Annotated in this window: 17 protein-coding genes; 5 read left to right on the top strand and 12 right to left on the bottom strand. The window is 64.6% G+C overall.

The window, feature by feature from the left end:
• The 5 genes from SB822_RS04480 to SB822_RS04460 all read right to left on the bottom strand — a co-directional run.
• Positions 1 to 365: transposase (locus SB822_RS04480; protein WP_410854154.1), on the bottom strand; the 365-nt coding region annotated here is incomplete at its 3' end.
• 138 nt (positions 366 to 503) lie between these two features.
• Complete coding sequence (locus SB822_RS04475) at positions 504 to 1,364, bottom strand: HlyD family secretion protein (RefSeq protein WP_090835368.1); 861 nt, start codon at positions 1,362 to 1,364, stop codon at positions 504 to 506.
• Positions 1,365 to 1,377: 13 nt separating this feature from the next.
• Entirely contained in the window at positions 1,378 to 1,578 is a 201-nt protein-coding gene (locus SB822_RS04470; protein WP_007585430.1) for a DUF1656 domain-containing protein, read from the bottom strand.
• A complete protein-coding gene (locus tag SB822_RS04465) occupies positions 1,568 to 3,805 on the bottom strand; it encodes an FUSC family protein (RefSeq protein ID WP_090835369.1) in 2,238 nt (745 codons plus the stop codon). The genes SB822_RS04470 and SB822_RS04465 overlap by 11 nt, the downstream gene beginning before the upstream one ends.
• Before the next feature lie 14 nt (positions 3,806 to 3,819).
• The gene (locus SB822_RS04460; RefSeq protein WP_090835371.1) at positions 3,820 to 5,394 is read right to left on the bottom strand and encodes an efflux transporter outer membrane subunit; all 1,575 of its coding nucleotides are present in this window, start codon (positions 5,392 to 5,394) and stop codon (positions 3,820 to 3,822) included.
• A 163-nt stretch (positions 5,395 to 5,557) separates the two neighbouring features.
• On the opposite strand from SB822_RS04460, the gene SB822_RS04455 reads away from it, so the two are divergent.
• Both SB822_RS04455 and SB822_RS04450 read left to right on the top strand, forming a co-directional pair.
• Positions 5,558 to 6,496, top strand: a complete 939-nt coding sequence (locus SB822_RS04455) for a LysR family transcriptional regulator (protein ID WP_007585433.1) — start codon at positions 5,558 to 5,560, stop codon at positions 6,494 to 6,496.
• Positions 6,497 to 6,667: 171 nt separating this feature from the next.
• Complete coding sequence (locus SB822_RS04450) at positions 6,668 to 6,829, top strand: hypothetical protein (RefSeq protein WP_167306976.1); 162 nt, start codon at positions 6,668 to 6,670, stop codon at positions 6,827 to 6,829.
• Positions 6,830 to 6,865: 36 nt separating this feature from the next.
• Here the strand turns inward: SB822_RS04450 and SB822_RS04445 are convergent, their stop codons facing one another.
• From SB822_RS04445 to wrbA, 4 genes are all read right to left on the bottom strand, one after another.
• Complete coding sequence (locus SB822_RS04445; RefSeq protein WP_079499947.1) at positions 6,866 to 7,699, bottom strand: metallophosphoesterase; 834 nt, start codon at positions 7,697 to 7,699, stop codon at positions 6,866 to 6,868.
• A 27-nt stretch (positions 7,700 to 7,726) separates the two neighbouring features.
• Positions 7,727 to 9,154, bottom strand: coding sequence for an FAD-binding oxidoreductase (locus SB822_RS04440; RefSeq protein ID WP_090835374.1), 1,428 nt, complete (start codon positions 9,152 to 9,154; stop codon positions 7,727 to 7,729).
• A 135-nt stretch (positions 9,155 to 9,289) separates the two neighbouring features.
• Complete coding sequence (locus tag SB822_RS04435; protein ID WP_090835375.1) at positions 9,290 to 9,718, bottom strand: DUF2069 domain-containing protein; 429 nt, start codon at positions 9,716 to 9,718, stop codon at positions 9,290 to 9,292.
• Positions 9,715 to 10,317, bottom strand: a complete 603-nt coding sequence (wrbA, locus tag SB822_RS04430) for an NAD(P)H:quinone oxidoreductase (RefSeq protein ID WP_079499944.1) — start codon at positions 10,315 to 10,317, stop codon at positions 9,715 to 9,717. Before wrbA ends, SB822_RS04435 begins: the two co-directional genes overlap by 4 nt.
• A 109-nt stretch (positions 10,318 to 10,426) precedes the next feature.
• On the opposite strand from wrbA, the gene SB822_RS04425 reads away from it, so the two are divergent.
• Positions 10,427 to 11,743: a YihY family inner membrane protein gene (locus SB822_RS04425; RefSeq protein ID WP_090835694.1), complete on the top strand. Its 1,317-nt coding sequence runs from the start codon at positions 10,427 to 10,429 to the stop codon at positions 11,741 to 11,743.
• 63 nt (positions 11,744 to 11,806) lie between these two features.
• On the opposite strand, the gene SB822_RS04420 is transcribed toward SB822_RS04425, so the two are convergent.
• From SB822_RS04420 to SB822_RS04410, 3 genes are all read right to left on the bottom strand, one after another.
• Positions 11,807 to 12,130, bottom strand: coding sequence for an Mpo1-like protein (locus SB822_RS04420; RefSeq protein ID WP_090835697.1), 324 nt, complete (start codon positions 12,128 to 12,130; stop codon positions 11,807 to 11,809).
• Between the two features lie 132 nt (positions 12,131 to 12,262).
• Entirely contained in the window at positions 12,263 to 13,108 is an 846-nt protein-coding gene (locus SB822_RS04415) for an alpha/beta fold hydrolase (protein WP_090835376.1), read from the bottom strand.
• Positions 13,105 to 14,454 (bottom strand): O-acetylhomoserine aminocarboxypropyltransferase, encoded by a 1,350-nt coding sequence (locus tag SB822_RS04410; protein ID WP_090835377.1) that lies wholly within the window; start codon positions 14,452 to 14,454, stop codon positions 13,105 to 13,107. Before SB822_RS04410 ends, SB822_RS04415 begins: the two co-directional genes overlap by 4 nt.
• Positions 14,455 to 14,762: 308 nt before the next feature.
• Between SB822_RS04410 and SB822_RS04405 the strand changes: the two genes are divergently transcribed.
• Together SB822_RS04405 and SB822_RS04400 are read left to right on the top strand one after the other, a co-directional pair.
• A complete protein-coding gene (locus SB822_RS04405) occupies positions 14,763 to 15,230 on the top strand; it encodes a CBS domain-containing protein (RefSeq protein WP_007585445.1) in 468 nt (155 codons plus the stop codon).
• 169 nt (positions 15,231 to 15,399) lie between these two features.
• A complete protein-coding gene (locus SB822_RS04400) occupies positions 15,400 to 17,337 on the top strand; it encodes an MFS transporter (RefSeq protein ID WP_090835379.1) in 1,938 nt (645 codons plus the stop codon).
• Positions 17,338 to 17,444 lie beyond the last annotated feature (107 nt).

Here is a 17,444-nt window from a genome sequence, read left to right as displayed (position 1 = left end):
ATCTTGTCGTCAAAGCCGGTGAAACGTCGCTCGTGCTTCGGAATCAGGATCGGGGCAAAGCTGCCGTCGCGGTCACGCGGAATCTCCAGGCGCAGCGGACCGTCGTCGGTCAGCACCGTCTTGCCGCTCTTGCCGTTGCGCTGGTTGGTCGCGTCTTCGGGCCGCACGGCACCCGCCGGATAACCCAGATGGTGTCCAAGTTCGGCGCCCAGCGCCCGCTCGATCAGCGCCTTCTTGAATGCCGCTGAAGCGGCGTGCACCGCTTCGGCGGTCATGGGTCCCTTCACGAACTGATCGATCAGTTCCTTCGGAATGGACGGTAACACTGTCGGCGCTTCGGTAGTCGTCTTGGGTTTGCGTGACATACATGCTCCTTGAGCTACATGCTATGCCCTGAACACAAAATCTATGACAGACCCAAACCGCCCGCGCCGCAAAGGCGCCAACCCGGATGCCAGCGAAAACACGAAGCAAACCACCCAGCGTCGCAGACAACCAAAAACTCAAGACGGCGTAACAACAACCGTACAAGTCGTCCCTGCCGAAAGCAGAACCCCTTCAGGCACAGAATCAATCTTCACCCGCACGGGCACCCGCTGCGCCAACCTCACCCAGTTAAAAGTCGGATTCACATCAGCCAGCAACTCCCGGCTCTGCGGATTATCGCGATCATAAATCCCGCGGGAAATGCTCTCGACATGCCCCTTCAACGTGCCCCCGCTCATCAACATGATATCGGCCTTATCCCCAACCCTCACATGCGGCAGCTTCGTTTCCTCAAAATACCCATACACCCAGAACGAATTGCTATCCACGACAGCCAGCTTCGCTGAACCAGAAATCGCATAGTCCCCGCGATACACATTCAGATTCGTAACATACCCATCAACCGGCGACACAACGCGAGTGCGCTCCAGATTGAGCTTCGCCGCATCCAGCGCGGCAAGCGCCTGCTGATACTGCGCCTCGGCGGCAGACGCCGTATGCGTCGCGTTCTCGCGGTTTTCCTTCGACACCACGAGACTATCCATATCCGCACGCCGCTGCGCATCGTCACGCCGCATCTGCAATTCGGCCTTGCGCGCGGCAACAGCAGCCTGCGCCTGCTCGACGGCGATCTGATAGTGCGATGGATCGATCTGCATCAACAGATCGCCCTTGTGCACGAACTGGTTGTCGCGCACGGGCAGCTCGACCACGGCACCCGAGACATCGGGCGCAATGTTGACGACTTCGGCGCGCACGCGGCCGTCGCGCGTCCACGGCTCGTCCATGTAGTGCACCCACAGCGCACGCCCGATCAAGATCGCGACGACGAACACGATGGCCGTCGCGATAAACCCAATGATGTTTCTGATTGTCATGATTCGACTCGGATCAACGATAAACGGCGAGGCCCAGCACGCCGCACACACACACGAGCAAACTCGCGCGGAACAGGGACGGGTGCCACACGACGCGATACAGGCCCGTCCACGCTATCGCGCGGTCGAGCAGCCAGGTGATCGCGGCGCCCGCAATAAACAGCAGCACGATGGCGGGCACGTAGGCGTCGAGAACGGCAATCTCACGTGGCATGGCGAACTCCTTGTGGCGCATCGCTGTTCGTATCGCTCGCGTCGTTGGCTTGCGCCAGCGGCGATTGCGGATCGAGCAGCGCGCTCCGGATGAAATGCAGATGACTCAAAATGCGTTGCAACTGATGGCGCTCGTCGCGCGGCGGCGTGAACGTCGAAAGCGTCTGCTGGACGGCGGTGATCGCATCGGCTGTCGCGGCCAGCGCTTTATCGAGGCGCGCGGCGCGAGGGCGTTCGAACAGGCAGCTCACGGCCGTGCAGGTCGCGCGCAGACTAACGCGCCAGGGCATCGACGGCGCATAGCGCGCATCGCGCGGCAGCGTTGTGACCTCGCTGCGCAGGTCGATCACGGCATTGCCGATCTCCAGCACCGCGAACATCCAGCGCATCGTGTCGCGCTTCACGCTGGGCTCGCTGGCGGCCAGCGCGTTGATCTGATGCATCAGGTCGCGCGCGCCGCTCTCAAAGCGCGTGCGTAGCCGCCACAAACGCCCGATCCGGCCGCGGCACGCCAGTACCACCTGCGCGCGCAGATCGGCGAGCAGCCGGTTGCGCAGCCACGGCGTCGATGGCGGCAACAGCACCGCGAACGCGATCGACGCGACCAGCATCGAGAGCGCGAGCGCAATGGCATCGTTGATGAAGCCGCTCGGATCGTAATGAATCACGTTGTCCGGACCCGCGAGAAAGCAGAAGAAAATGCAGTAGCCGACGCCGTAACCCGCGAGCTTCGGCCGCGTCGTCATCCACACGCCGAGCGCGAGGAAGGGCGTGAGCGCGGCGCACAGCAGCGCAAAGCCGTCGATATGCGGATAGATGCCGAACGTCAGAAACAGCGCGAGCGTCGACGACAGGATCGTGCCCGCCGCCATCTGGAACGCGGTGCGCGTCGGGTTCGGCGACGACGACGCGAGTGCACACACGGCGGCCGCGTTCAGCGTCAGCGTCGAGCCGCTCGGCCACGCGGTGGCGATCCAGAACGCGCCGAGAATCGCCATCACGATCGCCGCGCGCAGGCCCGCGACGCCAGCCGCGATGCCGTTGGTCTTCGGCTCGTAGCGTTCGATCCAGCGCTCGCGCTCGTGTGTCGCGACAGCGAGCGACGCATACGTTGCCGCATACGCGTGCAGGTCGTCGACGAAACGATAGAGCAACTCCGCGCCCGTATCGAAATCGAGCAGTGGCACGTCGGCGTCGCTTTCGAGTGCGGCGCGGGTCGCGCGCATGCGCTTCGGCAACTCAGCCTTGAACGCTTCCAGTTGCGCGGCTGCGTGCGATGCGTCGGCGGCCGTCAACACCGGCTGGCCCGACTTGCTCAGTAACGGTGAAATCTCGCGGAAGTACGGCTCGAGCGCAGCGACGGCGGCCGTCGCGCCCGCTGCGCCGGACGCGCCGGACACACGCAGGCGGTTCATCAGCTGATGCAGCGCGTGAAAGCGTGTCGATACCGTCATGAACTCGCTGTTCAGGCGCGATAGTCGGCCGTTGCGCATCCGCGAATCGGGGCTTTCGAACACGGCGACGCTGCGCACGGCCTCGAAGCCGACGATATCGGCAACGAACTTCGCGTTGGTGTCCTCGATGCGCGCGCGATCGGCGTTGCCCGCAAGCGCGGCGCACACGTAATCGACGAACGACGAGAAGCGAGCGCGCACCGTGCTGCGCATCTGCTCGCCCGCGTGCTGCGGAAACACGAGCGCGCTCACGACGCCCGAGCACAGAATCCCGACCACGATTTCCGCAACCCGAGTCAGCGCCGACATGAACGCGCCATCGGGATGCTGCGAAGCAGGGATGCCGATCAGCGCCGCCGTGTAGCCCGCAAGCACGAAACCGTACGAGCGGAAATTGCGGTTGCGCGCCGCGCCCGCGGTGCAGATGCCGACCCAGATCGCCGTCGAAATGATGAACAGCTCCGGCTGCTGCGAAAACAGGCCGATCAGCGCCATCATCACAACGAGTCCGATCAGCGTGCCGCAAATCCGGTAGAAGCTCTTCGCGAAGACCATGCCGCTTTGCGGCTGCATCACGATGAACACGGTCGTCATCGCGGTGCGCGGCTGCGGCAGGTCGAGCTTCATCGCGATGCCGAGCGCGAGGAAGCATGCGGCGAGCGCCTTGAAGAGGTAGATCCACGTGCGGCCATCCGTGCGCGCCCAGTCGACGAACGCGGCGTAGAGCGCGCTGGGCGTCGGCGGCGTGCGGGGCGTGGAAGGGTTCGAGGACATCGGCGGCGCTCCAGTCAGTGGGCGGCCGGCGTGCCGGTCGAAGCGCTGTTCACCGCGTTCGCGGTGGCTTTGTCGTCCGGTTTCGCGCCATCGCTCTTCTTGCCCTTGCCATGCGCGGGCAACACGTCCTTTTGTGAAGGACCGTCGGCGGGATCGATCACGCCGCCGCCCAACGCCGTCACGAGCGTCGCGTGCGCCTGCAACTGTCCGGCCTGCACCTTCGCGACGCCTTCCTGCGCGCGCAGCAGCTGCGTTTGCGCGATCAGCACGTTCACGTAGTCGGTCAGGCCGCGCCGATAACCTTCGCGCGCCAGCTGATAGGTCTTGTTCGCCGTCGCGACGGAACGGTTCGCGTCCTTCAATTGGGTATCGAGCGAACGCATCCGCACGACCTGATCGGCGATCTCCTTCAGTGCACCGACGATCGACTGGTTGTATTGCTCGACGGCCACGTCGTAGCCCGCCGAAGCCGCGCCCAGTTGCGAGCGCAGGCGTCCGCCCGTGAAGATGGGCAGCGACAGCGCCGGGCCCGCCGTCCAGCCGCCCGCCTGCGATTTCAGGAAGCCGAACAGCGGCCCCATTGCCGCATAGCCGCCGACGGACGCGAGCAGATCGATATTCGGATAGAAGTCCGCTTTCGCGACGTCGATGCCGCGTGCCTGCGCGGCGACCGTCCAGCGCGCCGCGACGATATCGGGGCGATGGCCGATCAGCTCGGCGGGCATCGTCGTCGGCAGGCCGGCGAAGGCGGACAGCGCGATCTGCGGGCGCGTGATCGAATCGCCCGCACCGGGGCCTTTGCCGGCGAGCGCGGCCAGCTGGTTGCGACCGAGCGCGATTTCTTCTTCGATCGCGTCGATCTGGCGTTCGTATTCGGGCAGCGGCGTTTCCGCCTGCGCGACTTCGAGCTGCGTGCCGATGCCGCCTTTCAGCCGCCGGTTGGCGAGCGCGGCGACCTGTTCCTGCTGTTCGAGCGTCGACTTGGCGATATCGAGCAGCGCGTAGTTCAGCGACATCTCGATGTAGGCACGCACGATGTTCGATTCGAGTTCCAGCTGCGCGGCGCGATAGTCGGCGGCGCGCGCGTGCGCGAGGTCGAGTGCTTCCTCCGCGGCGTTCTTGTCCTTGCCCCAAAGATCGAGGTGATACGACAGGCCGAGTTCAGCCGTGTTGTTCCAGGACTGCTGGCCGGCCAGCTCGCCTGGACCGTAGAAGACGTTGTCCGGCCACTGCTTGCGCTGAATCTGCATGCTGCCGTTCACCTGCGGCAGCAGCGCGGACTTCGCGACGCCGGCGAACGACTGCGCCTCACGCACGCGTGCCTGCGCGGCTGCGAGCGTCGGACTGTCCGCCTGCGCCTGTTCGATCCACGCGTTCAACTGCGGATCGTTATAGGCGCGCCACCAGTCGGCGGCGGGCCATTGCGCATCGGTATTGGCCGCGCGGATCGCGGCGCCGACGTCCAGCGAGGCGGGCTCAGTGCTGGTCGATTGGGGCGCGATGTGTCCCGTGCTCGCGCAGCCGGCGATTATCAACGAGATCGTAAGAACCGACAGCGCGGCGATCCCTTTTGTTACCGGAAACTGCACGATTTGCTCCCCAAATGACTATAGAACCTTGTAGGGGATTATATTTTTTGATCAATTAGCGAATAACCCGCAAGGGTGTAACGCATACTTACGGAGAATGAGATAATCGTCTTTCCAAATCGTGCAACAATCCTTCCCGTACTGAAAGATTTGGGTGTAAATCATGGATACGCTTCAGAACATGCGCGTATTTGTCCGCGTCGTCGAAGCAGGCAGCTTCACGGGCGCGGCCCAGCATCTGAACACGACGACGGCTTATGCGTCGCGCGCCGTGTCCGATCTGGAGGCGCATCTGCGCACGCGTCTGTTGAACCGCACGACGCGCCGTATCGCGCTCACGGAGGCGGGCGAGCGCTATCTGCAGCGCTGCGAGCAGATTCTCGCGTACGTCGATCAGGCGGAAGCCGAGGCCAGCGACGCGCACGCGCGTCCGTCGGGCAAGCTGAAGGTCCACGCGATGACGAGCTTCGGCCAGCACTACGTGGTGCCCGCCGTGAGCCGCTATCAGCAGCGTTATCCCGACGTGCATCTGGAACTGACGCTCGCGCAGCGCATGCCCGATCTGCTCGACGAAGGCTATGACGTCGCGGTCGTGCTCGCGCAGAGTTTGCCTGATTCGGGGCTCGTCTCGCAGCGCCTTGGCAGCGCGTTCAGCGTGGTTGTCGCGTCGCCGGATTATCTGGAGCGCAGCGGCGTGCCGCAGACGCTGTCCGATTTGCGAGGCCACACCTGCCTGCAGATGATCACGCCCGTGATGCCCGCCGACGAATGGACCTTCGATGGCCCGAACGGGCAGGAGACGCTGCATCTGGGCGCATCCACCTTCCAGATCAACGTCGCGGAAGCGATGGCCGTGGCGGTGCGCGAAGGCATGGGCGTCGCCGTGCTGCCTATCTATTCGGCCATTGCCGGCCTGCGCAGCGGCGAACTGGTGTGGATTCTTCCGGAATATATCTCGCAGGAAATGAACGTGTACGCGTTGTATCCGTCGCGGCAGTATCTGGACGCGAAGATCCGCACGTGGGTCGAGTTTCTGCGCGACGAACTGCCGGCGACGCTCGCCGCGGATCAGGCCGAACTCCGCAAGTTCGCGCGCACTTGAAATAGCGCGTGCATGGCGCGATATGGGTGAAGCAGCCTTTTGACGGACTGTTACATCCCGCTGTCGCGTCGCAACACTTCCTTACTTCCTCGCGGCATCGGGTTTGCTAACGTGTCATTCAAGGCCGGCATCTTTCGGCACGCAAGCATATCTGGAATCGAAGAGGACAACATGGATACGAATCTGCTGATGATCGGCGTCGCCGTCATGCTCGGACTGATTGGCGTTGCAGCGTCGCGCGATCTGCTGCGACGCCTGCGGCCGCAGCCGCGTCTCGTGCCGATTCGCGTCGAGCGGCCAGCGCGGCGCCCGCGCGATAGTAGCGGCATGTGATTTCCAGCTCTCGACGAGCCTGGATTTCGAGCACCTCTAGATTTCGACCACCTTATTCCACGCGAACGCCGCGTTTTCGAGCGCGCGCGTGCGCCGGTCGAGATAGCCGCGCGGATTGCACACGACGCGCGCGCCGTTTTCTACATAGTCGAATGCCGTATGCGTATGCCCGTGCACCCACAGCGTCACGGGCGCGCGCACCAGCGACGGCAGATCATTGACGAAGCCCGCTGACACGACGTCGTCCGCATAACGCTCGGCGAGACTGCGCCGGTGCGGCGCGTGATGCGTGACGACGATCGTCTTGCCCGCGAACGGTTTCGCCAGTTCCGCTTCCAGCCACGCGCGCGCGTGACGGTGAAGCGCGATGGTATCGGCGGGCGTCAGGTTGCGTGGCGTGTTGTCCTGCAGCGCGCCTTGGCCACTCGAGTCGTTTCCCGCTGTCCATGTCACCTGAATCAGCCCGCGATAGTCGAGCATCACGCGCTCGGCCGCCGCGATCGACGCGGCACGCGAATCTTCATCGTTGCCGTAAAGATCGAAGTCGGTCCACAGCGTCGTGCCGAGCACGCGCCACTGTCCGAGCGGATCGACGAGCGTCGCGTTGTTGAGAAAGTACACGTTGTCGACGCTCGCGGCGGCGTCGTGCATCGCCGCTTCGAGCGCGCCGAACTCGCCGTCGTAATACTCGTGGTTGCCCGGCACGTAGACGACGGGCACCGCGCCGTCGAATGTTTCGGCAGCCCAGCGCAGGCCTTCGGCGTGATTGTGGATGTCGCCTGCCAGCACGACCAGATCGGCGTCCGCATGCGGAATGATTTCCGGCTGGTCGGATTCGAGATGCAGATCGGACAGCACGCGAATTTTCATGGACGCCTCTCTTCGATACCCATGCTGTTAGCGTAGCACCTTGCCGGGATTCATCAGGTTCAGCGGATCGAACGCGGATTTCAAAGTTTTCATCAGACGCACTTCGATATCCGATTTGTAGTGCGCCGATTCGTCGATCTTCAACTGACCGATTCCGTGCTCCGCGCTGATGCTGCCGCGATGCCGATGCGTGCTGTCGTAGACGATCTGATTCATCGTGCTCTGATACTGGGCGAGAAACTGCTTCGCATCGCCGCCTTCGGGCGCCTGCACGTTGTAATGCAGATTGCCGTCGCCGAGGTGACCGAATGTCACCATTCGCGCGCCGGGCGCGGCCTCCGCGATCAGCGCATCCGTTTCTTCGATGAAATGGCCGATGCGCGAAATCGGCACCGCGATATCGTGCTTGATGTTCAGTCCTTCCTCGGCCTGCGCCAGCGGAATGTGCTCGCGCAGATTCCAGAATGCTTGCGTCTGCGCGAGATTTTCCGCGACCACGGCATCTTCGACGAGACCGCTTTCGAGCGCCGTTTCCATCATTCGCTCGAAGAGCGCGCGGGCGTGCTCTTCGCTTTCGCTATCCGACAGTTCGAGCAGCACGATCTGCGCGTGCGGCTCCGCGAACGGATAACGCATCTGCGGGAAATGCCGGTTCACGAGGCGCAGGCAGAAATCCGACATCAGTTCGAAGCCCGTCAGAAGCGGTCCGGCGTGACGCTGCGCGAGCGACAGAAAATCCAGCGCGGCATGCGCCGAAGGCAGCGCGGCGAGCGCGGTCACGCGCGCGGCCGGCTGCGGATGCAGTTTCATCACGGCCGCCGTGATGATGCCGAGCGTGCCTTCCGCGCCGATGAAGAGGTCGCGCAGATCGTAGCCGGTGTTGTCCTTGCGCAGTCCGCGCAGTCCATCCCACAGCTCGCCTTGCGGCGTCACCACTTCCAACCCGAGACACAGCTCGCGCGTGTTGCCATAGCGCAGTACGCCTGTGCCGCCCGCGTTCGTCGACAGATTGCCGCCGATCGTGCAACTGCCTTGCGCCGCGAGGCTCAGCGGGAACAGACGTGCCGCCGCTTCGGCGCGCGCCTGCACGTCGGCGAGTACGACGCCTGCTTCGACGGTGATCGTGTTGTTGTGCGGGTCGACATCGCGCACGCGATTGAGCCGCCTGAGACTCAGCACCGCTTGCGCGCCGCTCGTGTCGGGCGTGGCGCCGCCCACGAGGCCCGTGTTGCCGCCTTGCGGCACGATCGCGACACGGTGTTCGTTCGCGAGCCGCACGATCGCGGCGACTTCTTCAGCCGTCGACGGGCACAGCACCGCGCACGCGCTGCCCGTGTAGCGGCGGCGCCAGTCGGTGAGATAGGGGGCGGTGTCGTGCGGATCGGTAAGGACGTGCGCGGCGCCGATCGCGTCGACGCACGCGGCGATGAAGTTCGATGAAGCTGCGGAGTTCATGAATGGTCGGTCAGAGCGGGTAGGGCGTGATCGGCTAGTGCGTGGCTTTTGCGTGATTCGACGCTGACGGTTGATGCAGATTGATGCATTGGATACGCGGCGCGGCCAGGGCTGTGGCCGCGCTGCGCCCGTTAATCAAACGGGCCCGCTGGCCGCGCCGTTTTCACTGCGTGCGTGACGCTTCGCTGCGCGCTTGAACGGCGCGACATAAACGAGCGCGCAGACGAAGAACGCGACGGCGAGGATCACCTCGCACCAGCCGAGCCGGGCGCTCAGGTCACGATCCGACATACCGCGCACGATGCCTTCCATCAGATACAGCAGGCTCAGCATCGATGCCCACTGCAACGTGTAAAGCCGCTTGCGCCACACGCCGGGCAGCGCGAGCAGCAGCGGCACGGCCTTGAGCACGAACAGCGAGCCGCCCGCGCGCAACGGCGCAAGCCACCATTCCCACGCGACGCACAGCGCAATCAGCGCAATGAGCGCAACCAGCGCGCCCGTTGCGGCGGCGCGGTTGCCCTGCGCGCTGTTTTGGGAAGCTGCGTCGCGCGCCGTGTTCATGGCCGCTCGCTCATCGAGGCGGCAGTGCGCGCGATCCGCGCGCCAAGCGCAATGGCGAGCGTTTTTTCGTCGGCGGAAATGCCGTGGCCGGCCGAGTCCGCACGCGCGAAGTGCGATGCGCCGTAGGGCGTGCCGCCCGTTTGCGTCGTCGTGAGCGTGCTTTCGGTGTACGGAATGCCGAGGATCAGCATGCCGTGATGCAGGAGCGGCAGCATCATCGACAGCAGCGTCGTTTCCTGGCCGCCGTGCAGGCTGCCCGTCGACGTGAACACGCAGGCCGGCTTGCCCGCGAGCGCGCCCGACAGCCACTGCGGCGTGGTGCCGTCGAGGAAGTACTTGAGCGGCGCGGCCATGTTGCCGAAGCGAGTCGGCGAGCCGAGCGCGAGTCCCGCGCACTCTTCGAGATCGCGCAGTTCCACGTACGGCGGGCCTTCTGCGGGAATGTCGGGCTGCGTGGCTTCGCAGACCGTCGAGACGGGTGGCACCGTGCGCACGCGCGCCTGCATGCCGGAAACGCTGTCGACGCCGTGCGCGATAGCCAGCGCGAGTTCGCGCGTGGCGCCGTGCCGGCTGTAGTAAAGCACGAGGATGTCTTTCATAGGCATTGGCAGTGAACGGGTATTATAGGGGTGGGTTCGCTGGCGGTGCCGCGAGATTGGCGACGCGCTCGATGCCGGCGCGTGCACTGAAGTGGAGGAGGTCGGTTTGTTGTCCAGGTTGCGTCTCGATCTCGACGCGCTCAAGCGTCTCGCGGAGTTTGCCGCGAAGCGCAGCGGCGAGGATCGCGTTCCGCAGGTGGCGGGCAGTCTCACGTTTACGACGATGCTCTCGCTGGTGCCGCTCGCGACGGTCGCGTTCGCGCTGTTTACCGCGTTTCCGATCTTCGCGCAGTTCCAGATGTCGCTGCAGACGTTTCTCGCCGACCATCTAATGCCTGACCAGGTCAGCAGCCAGATCTTCAAATACCTGAACCAGTTCGCATCGAAGGCGAAGGGGCTGACCACGGTCGGCATGATCATCCTGTTCGTCACGTCCGTGATGACGATGATGACGATCGAATCCGCGTTCAACGTGATCTGGCGCGTGCGTAAGGCGCGCCCATTCGCGCAGCGCGTGCTGGTCTACTGGTCGATCCTGACGCTCGGGCCGATTCTGATCGGCGTAAGCCTGTCGATCTCCTCGTATCTGTTCACGCAGTCCATGACGTACACCGCCGCGCAGCGCATCACGCCGCTGATCGAATGGGCGCTGGCGGGCGCTGCGTTGCCGCTGACGGTGCTCGCGTTCACGCTGATGTATGTGTTCGTGCCGAACTGTCGCGTGGAGTGGCGCGATGCCATCGTAGGCGGCGTCACGGCCGCGATCGCGTTCGAACTGGCGAAGCGCGGCTTCGGTTTCTACATCCGGCGCATTCCGACTTATACGGCTGTGTACGGCGCGTTCGCCGTCGTGCCGCTTTTTCTTCTATGGATGTACCTCAGCTGGTTCATCACGCTCGCGGGCGCGATGATCGCATCGGCGCTTCCGGCGATCCGCACGGGGCAATTCCATCGTCCCGACTTTCCGGGCAGCGATCTGCTCGACTCGCTTGAATTGCTCGCGCGGCTCGTCGAAGCGCGCGATGCGAGCACACACGGTTACACGGTGCCTGAACTCGCGCGCGCATTACGCCGGGATATGGAAACGACGGTGCGCCTGTTGCAGCGGCTCGAAGCGATCGACTGGATCGTGCAACTCGACGAAAACGGCCAGCGCCCGCGCTTTCTGCTGATCGCGAACCCGACCCAGATCACAGTGGAGCGGCTTTTTGACCTGTTCGTGATCGACCGCGCGGAACTCGCGTATCAGCTGAATCTCGATTCGACGCATGTGGATAGCGCCATGCTGCTAGCCGCGCTCGATAACGACGCGCTCAAGGTGAACCTCTCGACTTTGCTGGCGGCGCGCGCCGTTTCGCGCGGCGCTGCGCAACAGGATCAGGCGGGCGTGCACGACGCGGCTGCGTTGCCCCAGCAGACGGCTTGAGCGCTCTCGGGCTTTGGGGCGCTCGCGCGTCGTGGTGCCTGAGCCGCGTTGCGCCGCTCGCCGCTATAGCGAAATGCGCCCCGTGCAGATGTCCTTGAACATCACCCAGTCGCCCATCAGGCTGTAAATGGGATGCCGGAAGGTCGCCGGCCGGTTCTTCTCGAAGAAGAAATGGCCGACCCACGCAAAGCCATACCCGCATACCACGGCTGCCGGCAGCCATAGCCAGTCGCCCGTCGCGAGCGCCATCGCGACGAAGCCGATCACGCCCAGCGATCCGACGAAATGCAGCCGCCGTGACACCGTGTTGCGATGCTCGGTCAGATAGTACGGATAGAACTCCGCGAAACTGGCGAAGTGCTCGTCGTGCGTTGTCTGATGGCTCATGATCGCCTCCGTTGCCTGCCTGCGTGAGCGCCGTCGCGCTGCACATTCGGTCAAGCATGGATTCATTGTGCTGCTATCGTCAGACGCGCGCAACCTGGCCATTCGGCATATGGTGCGCGCGCTTCGGGGCGGTTAATGTGAGGCCTGTGAACGGTTCGGAGCGCGGGCCGTCGCAAACGCGTAAAGCGCATCGAGCGTCGCGTCGGGCTGCTCGGACATCAGCGCGTGGCCGGCGTCGAGCGTGATCGTGTCGACGGGCACGCTTGCGTTGCGCAGTGCGTCGGCGAGGGCTTTGGCGGCGCGCGGCGGCGTCATCACGTCGCGCCTGCCGACGATCAGGCGCGTGGGGCAGTTCACCTGCGCGGCGCGCGCGAGGCCGTCCGTGTACGCGTTGCAGGCGCTGAAGTCGGTGTGAAAGAGCCGTGGCTCGCCCGTCGCCGAGACGCGCTCCATCAGCCGCTGGTTCATGCCGTGCAGCCAGAAGCCGGGCGCGGGGCAGGATGGTTTCGCGGCGAGGGTCGAATGCGACCACTGGTTGACCATGTCGATGGCTTCCGGCTCGCGCTCGCGCGCGGCATCGAGCAGCGCGTCGGAAACGGCCATCGGTACGGCCGTCGCGACGAGCGCCAGATGCGTCGCGCGTGACGGGTAGCGGGCCGCGAAGTCGAGCGCGATCAGCGAGCCCATGCTGTGCCCGGCGACGAACGCACGCGCCACGCCCACTGCGTCAAGCAAGGCGGCGAGCCAGTCGGCCATCGCGCCGATGCTGGTCAGCGCCGGGCCCGCGCTCCGGTGGTGGCCGGGCAGGTCGACGGCCAGCACGCCGAAGCCGTGATGCGCGAAATAGCGCGTTTGCAGCGCCCAGACGCTGTGATCGTGCTCGGCACCATGAATGAAGACGGCGGTGGGCAGAGTGGCGTCGAATGCCTTGCCGCCCGTGTACGCGTAGGCCGGTTTGCCGTTGACGTCGACGATCATGCGGACTCCTTGCGCGCCGGACCGGCGGGCTTCGAGGCGGTTTGTTGCGCAGCGCCGCCCGCGGATTTCTGCGCGGCTTTTAGCGCGCGCTTGAGATCGTCGATCAGGTCGTCGGGGTCTTCGAGGCCGATCGAAAGACGTATCGTGCCTTCCGCTATGCCTGCGGCGGCTAGCGCGGCGGCGTCCATGCGGAAGTGCGTCGTCGACGCGGGATGAATGACGAGCGAGCGGGCGTCGCCGACGTTCGCCAGATGCGAGAACAGCGACAGCGCTTCGATGAACGCGCGGCCGGCGGCTCGGTCGCCGCGCAGATTGAAGCTGAACACGGCGCCCGCGCCGCGCGGCAGCAGGCGCTGCGCGAGCGCGTGATCCGGGTGGGTCGGCAGTTCGGGATAGGCGACTGATTCGACGGCGGCATGGGCGGCGAGGAATTCGACCACTTTGCGTGTGTTCGCGACGTGGCGTTCCATGCGCAGCGGCAGCGTTTCGATGCCCTGCAGCAGTTGCCACGCGGCTTGCGGATGCAGACACGCGCCGAAGTCGCGCAAGCCTTCGCGGCGGGCGCGCAGCAGGAACGGCGCGATGGTGCTTTCCTCGGCGAACACCATGCCGTGAAAGCCTTCGTACGGCTCGGTGAATTCCGGGAAGCGTCCGGACGCGTCGAAGTCGAACGTGCCGCCGTCGACGAGCACGCCGCCGATCGTCGTGCCGTGGCCGCCGAGGAACTTGGTCGCCGAGTGGTAGACGAAATCCGCGCCGTGGTCGAACGGCTTGAGCAGATACGGCGTCGTAAAGGTCGAATCGACCAGTAAAGGCACGCGATGCTCGTGCGCGATCTGCGCGACCGTCGCGATGTCGAGCACCTCGAGGCCCGGGTTGCCGAGCGTCTCGCCGAACAGCAGTTTGGTGTTCGGGCGCAGCGCGGCACGCCACGCGTCGATGTCGCCCGGCTTCACGAACGTCGTTTCGATGCCGAAGCGGCGCAGCGTGTAGTTGAGCAGGTTGTGCGAGCCGCCATAGAGCGCACTCGACGCGACGATGTGCGAGCCCGCGCCCATCAGCGTTGCGATCGCGAGATGCAGCGCGGCCTGGCCGCTCGCCGTGCCGATCGCGCCCGCGCCGTTTTCGAGCGCGGCGACGCGCTCTTCGAACACGGCGACCGTCGGGTTCGAGATGCGCGAGTAGACATGGCCCGCGCGCTCCATGTTGAAGAGCGCGGCGGCGTGATCGGAGTCGCGGAACGTGAACGACGTGGTCTGGTAGATGGGCGTCGCGCGCGCGCCCGTCGCGGGGTCGGGGGCGGCGCCCGCATGCAGCGCAAGCGTGTCAAAACGGTTGGCGGACATCGTGGACGGCCGGACCTCGACAGCCCGGCGAAGGTGAGAGTGGGGGCCATCGTATCATCGTGCCGCGCCCGAACCACTCGGTTAACGCCCGTATTACGTCTGTATGGAAATGCGGGCCGGACAGGCGGGAACGGGCCGCCCGCCGCGCCCGCCGCAGCCGCCGGCAGGCCCGCGAGCGCCGCCTGCCGAGCGTTCGCTGGCGCGCTCCCGGCGGTGGTTGTGCGCTTTCTTTTTGTGGGCCTTTCCGCTACGATCGAAAGACAGTCAGGCCTTTTTTTGCTTCAGAAGGCTTCATCAGGAGACAAATCATGCGCGTCAGCGACATTCTCAAGCTCAAGGGCAACACCCTTTTTACCGTCACGCCCGATAGCCCGCTCAATGAAGCCGTCAACACGATGGCCGAGCACGATATCGGCTCGCTCGTCGTGATGGAATATGGCGATCTGGTCGGCATGCTGACGTTCCGCGAGATCATTCTCGTGCTGAGCCGCAATGGCGGCAGCGTCGGCGGCAGCACGATCCGCAAGGTCATGGACGATCACCCGCTCACCTGCACGCCCGAAACGGATGTCAACGAAGTTCGCCGCATGATGCTCGAACATCACGTGCGTTATCTGCCCGTCATGGAAAGCCGCAAGCTGATGGGCGTAATTTCGTTCTACGACGTCGCGAAGGCGGTCGTCGAAGAGCAGGGCTTCGAGAACCGGATGCTGAAGGCCTATATCCGCGACTGGCCCGCGGAAGACGAGCCGCAGCAGGAGCAGCCGTCGCGCTGAGCGAGGCTCGGTGTCGGCTCAGTTTGCAGATGAGGCCCGCCGGCATGCCACTGTCGCATGACTGAACTATCCTCGAAGCGCGCGCGATCAGCGTGCGCTTTTTTTGTGTCCGCCAGTTCCGCAAAGCGGTTGTGAATCCGGGCAGAAACTGCCCAACATCCATCACTCAATGAACGATCGTCCGTTGTCTACCGCCCAACAGCAAAGGCGCACCGCGCGTGAACACGGTTCGCAGTTCCGGCTGTTGCGCGAGCGCCGTTTCGCGCCGTTCTTCTGGACGCAGTTCCTCGGCGCGATGAACGACAACGTGTTCAAGATCGGCTTCACGTCGCTCGTCACGTATCAGGCCGCGCGTTTCTCAGGCGTCAATGCGGATACCGCGGCCTTTCTGATTTCCGCGATCTTCATTCTGCCGTTCGTCCTGTTCTCGGCGACCTCGGGTCAGATCGCCGACAAGTACGACAAGGCGATGCTCACGCGCTTCGTGAAGACGTTCGAGATCGGCGTGATGCTGGTGGGCGGCGCGGGCTTCTGGCTGCACAACGCCGTGCTGCTGTATCTGTGCACGTTCCTGATGGGCGTCCATTCGACGGTGTTCGGCCCCGTCAAGTACGCGTATCTGCCGCAGCATCTGGACAAGTCGGAGCTGGTCGGCGGCAACGGCATGGTCGAAATGGGCACCTTCGTCGCGATTCTGTTCGGCACGATCATGGGCGGCGCGGCGGCGGGCTCGGACGCGCACGGCGCGGCGATCCTCGCGTTCGGCTGCGTGGCGATTGCGCTGATTGGACGCGTCGCGTCGGGCTTCGTGCCGCCGTCGATGCCTTCTCAACCGGACTTGCGCATCAACTGGAATCCGATCAGCGAAACCTGGCGCAATCTGAAACTGGCGCGTCAGAACCGGACGGTGTTTCTGAGCCTGCTTGGTATTTCCTGGCTGTGGTTCGTTGGCGCGACGTTCCTGTCTTCGTTCTTCCGGTTCGCGAAGGACGTGCTGTCCGCCAATCCCGATGTCGTGACCGTGCTGCTCGCAACCTTTTCGATCGGCATTGGCACCGGGTCGCTGCTGTGCGAGCGGCTGTCGAAGAAACGCATCGAAATCGGGCTCGTGCCGCTCGGCTCGATCGGCATCAGCGTGTTCGCGATCGACCTGTTCTTCGCGAGCCACGCGCTGCCGGGCGTCACGCATCTGCTGACGGTCGGCGAATTCATGGCCTTGCACGCGCACTGGCGCGTGCTCGCGGATCTGTTCCTGCTGGCGATGTTCGGCGGCTTCTACAGCGTGCCGCTCTACGCGCTGATCCAGAGCCGCAGCCAGCCGAGCCACCGCGCGCGGATCATCGCGGCGAACAATATCCTCAACTCGCTGTTCATGATCGTGTCCGCGCTGATGGCCGTCGCGCTGACGTCGGCGGGTGTCGGCATTCCGGGGTTGTTCCTCGTGACGGCGCTGCTCAACGTGGTCGTCGCGATCTATATCTATTCGCTCGTGCCCGAGTTCCTGCTGCGCTTCGTCGCGTGGTTGCTGGTCCACACGTTCTACCGGATGCGCCTCGTGCACGCGGAGCGCATTCCCGAAGAGGGCGCGGCCGTGCTGGTGTGCAATCACGTGAGCTATGTCGACGCCATTGTCATCATGGCGGAGAGCCCTCGGCCGATCCGCTTCGTGATGGATCACCGGATTTTCCGCACGCCGCTTGTCGGCTGGCTCTTCAGACACGCTAAGGCCATTCCGATCGCACCGGCGCATGAAGACCCTGAGATGCTTAAACGCGCCTATGACGCCTGCGCGAAAGCACTCGACGACGGCGATCTCGTCTGCATTTTTCCCGAAGGCAAGCTGACACGAACGGGCGACATGAATCCGTTCCGCCATGGCGTGGTGGAAATTCTGCGGCGCAAGGCCGTGCCCGTCGTACCGATGGCGCTGCGCGGGCTGTGGGGCAGTTTCTGGTCGCGCAGCACCGATGCGCGCTTTCCGCGGCCGCTCCAGAGGGGCGTGATGAGCCGTCTGACGCTGGCCGTCGGCGAGCCGCTCGAACCGGCCGACGCGACGCCGGAACGTCTGCAGCAGGTCGTCACCGATCTGCGCGGCGCCCGCAAGTGAGGCTGTGCGCCTGAGCCGTCTGGCCGAAGGCGCGACGCTTCGTCCATTCGTCCTATCACCACCGGCCGGGCCGCAGCGCGCCACGCCAGCGCGGCCGGGCTGGCATA

The sequence above is a fragment of the Paraburkholderia sp. SIMBA_054 genome, from assembly GCF_046534875.1.
Lineage (GTDB): Bacteria > Pseudomonadota > Gammaproteobacteria > Burkholderiales > Burkholderiaceae > Paraburkholderia > Paraburkholderia hospita.
This window is presented reverse-complemented; position numbering and strand designations above follow the sequence as displayed.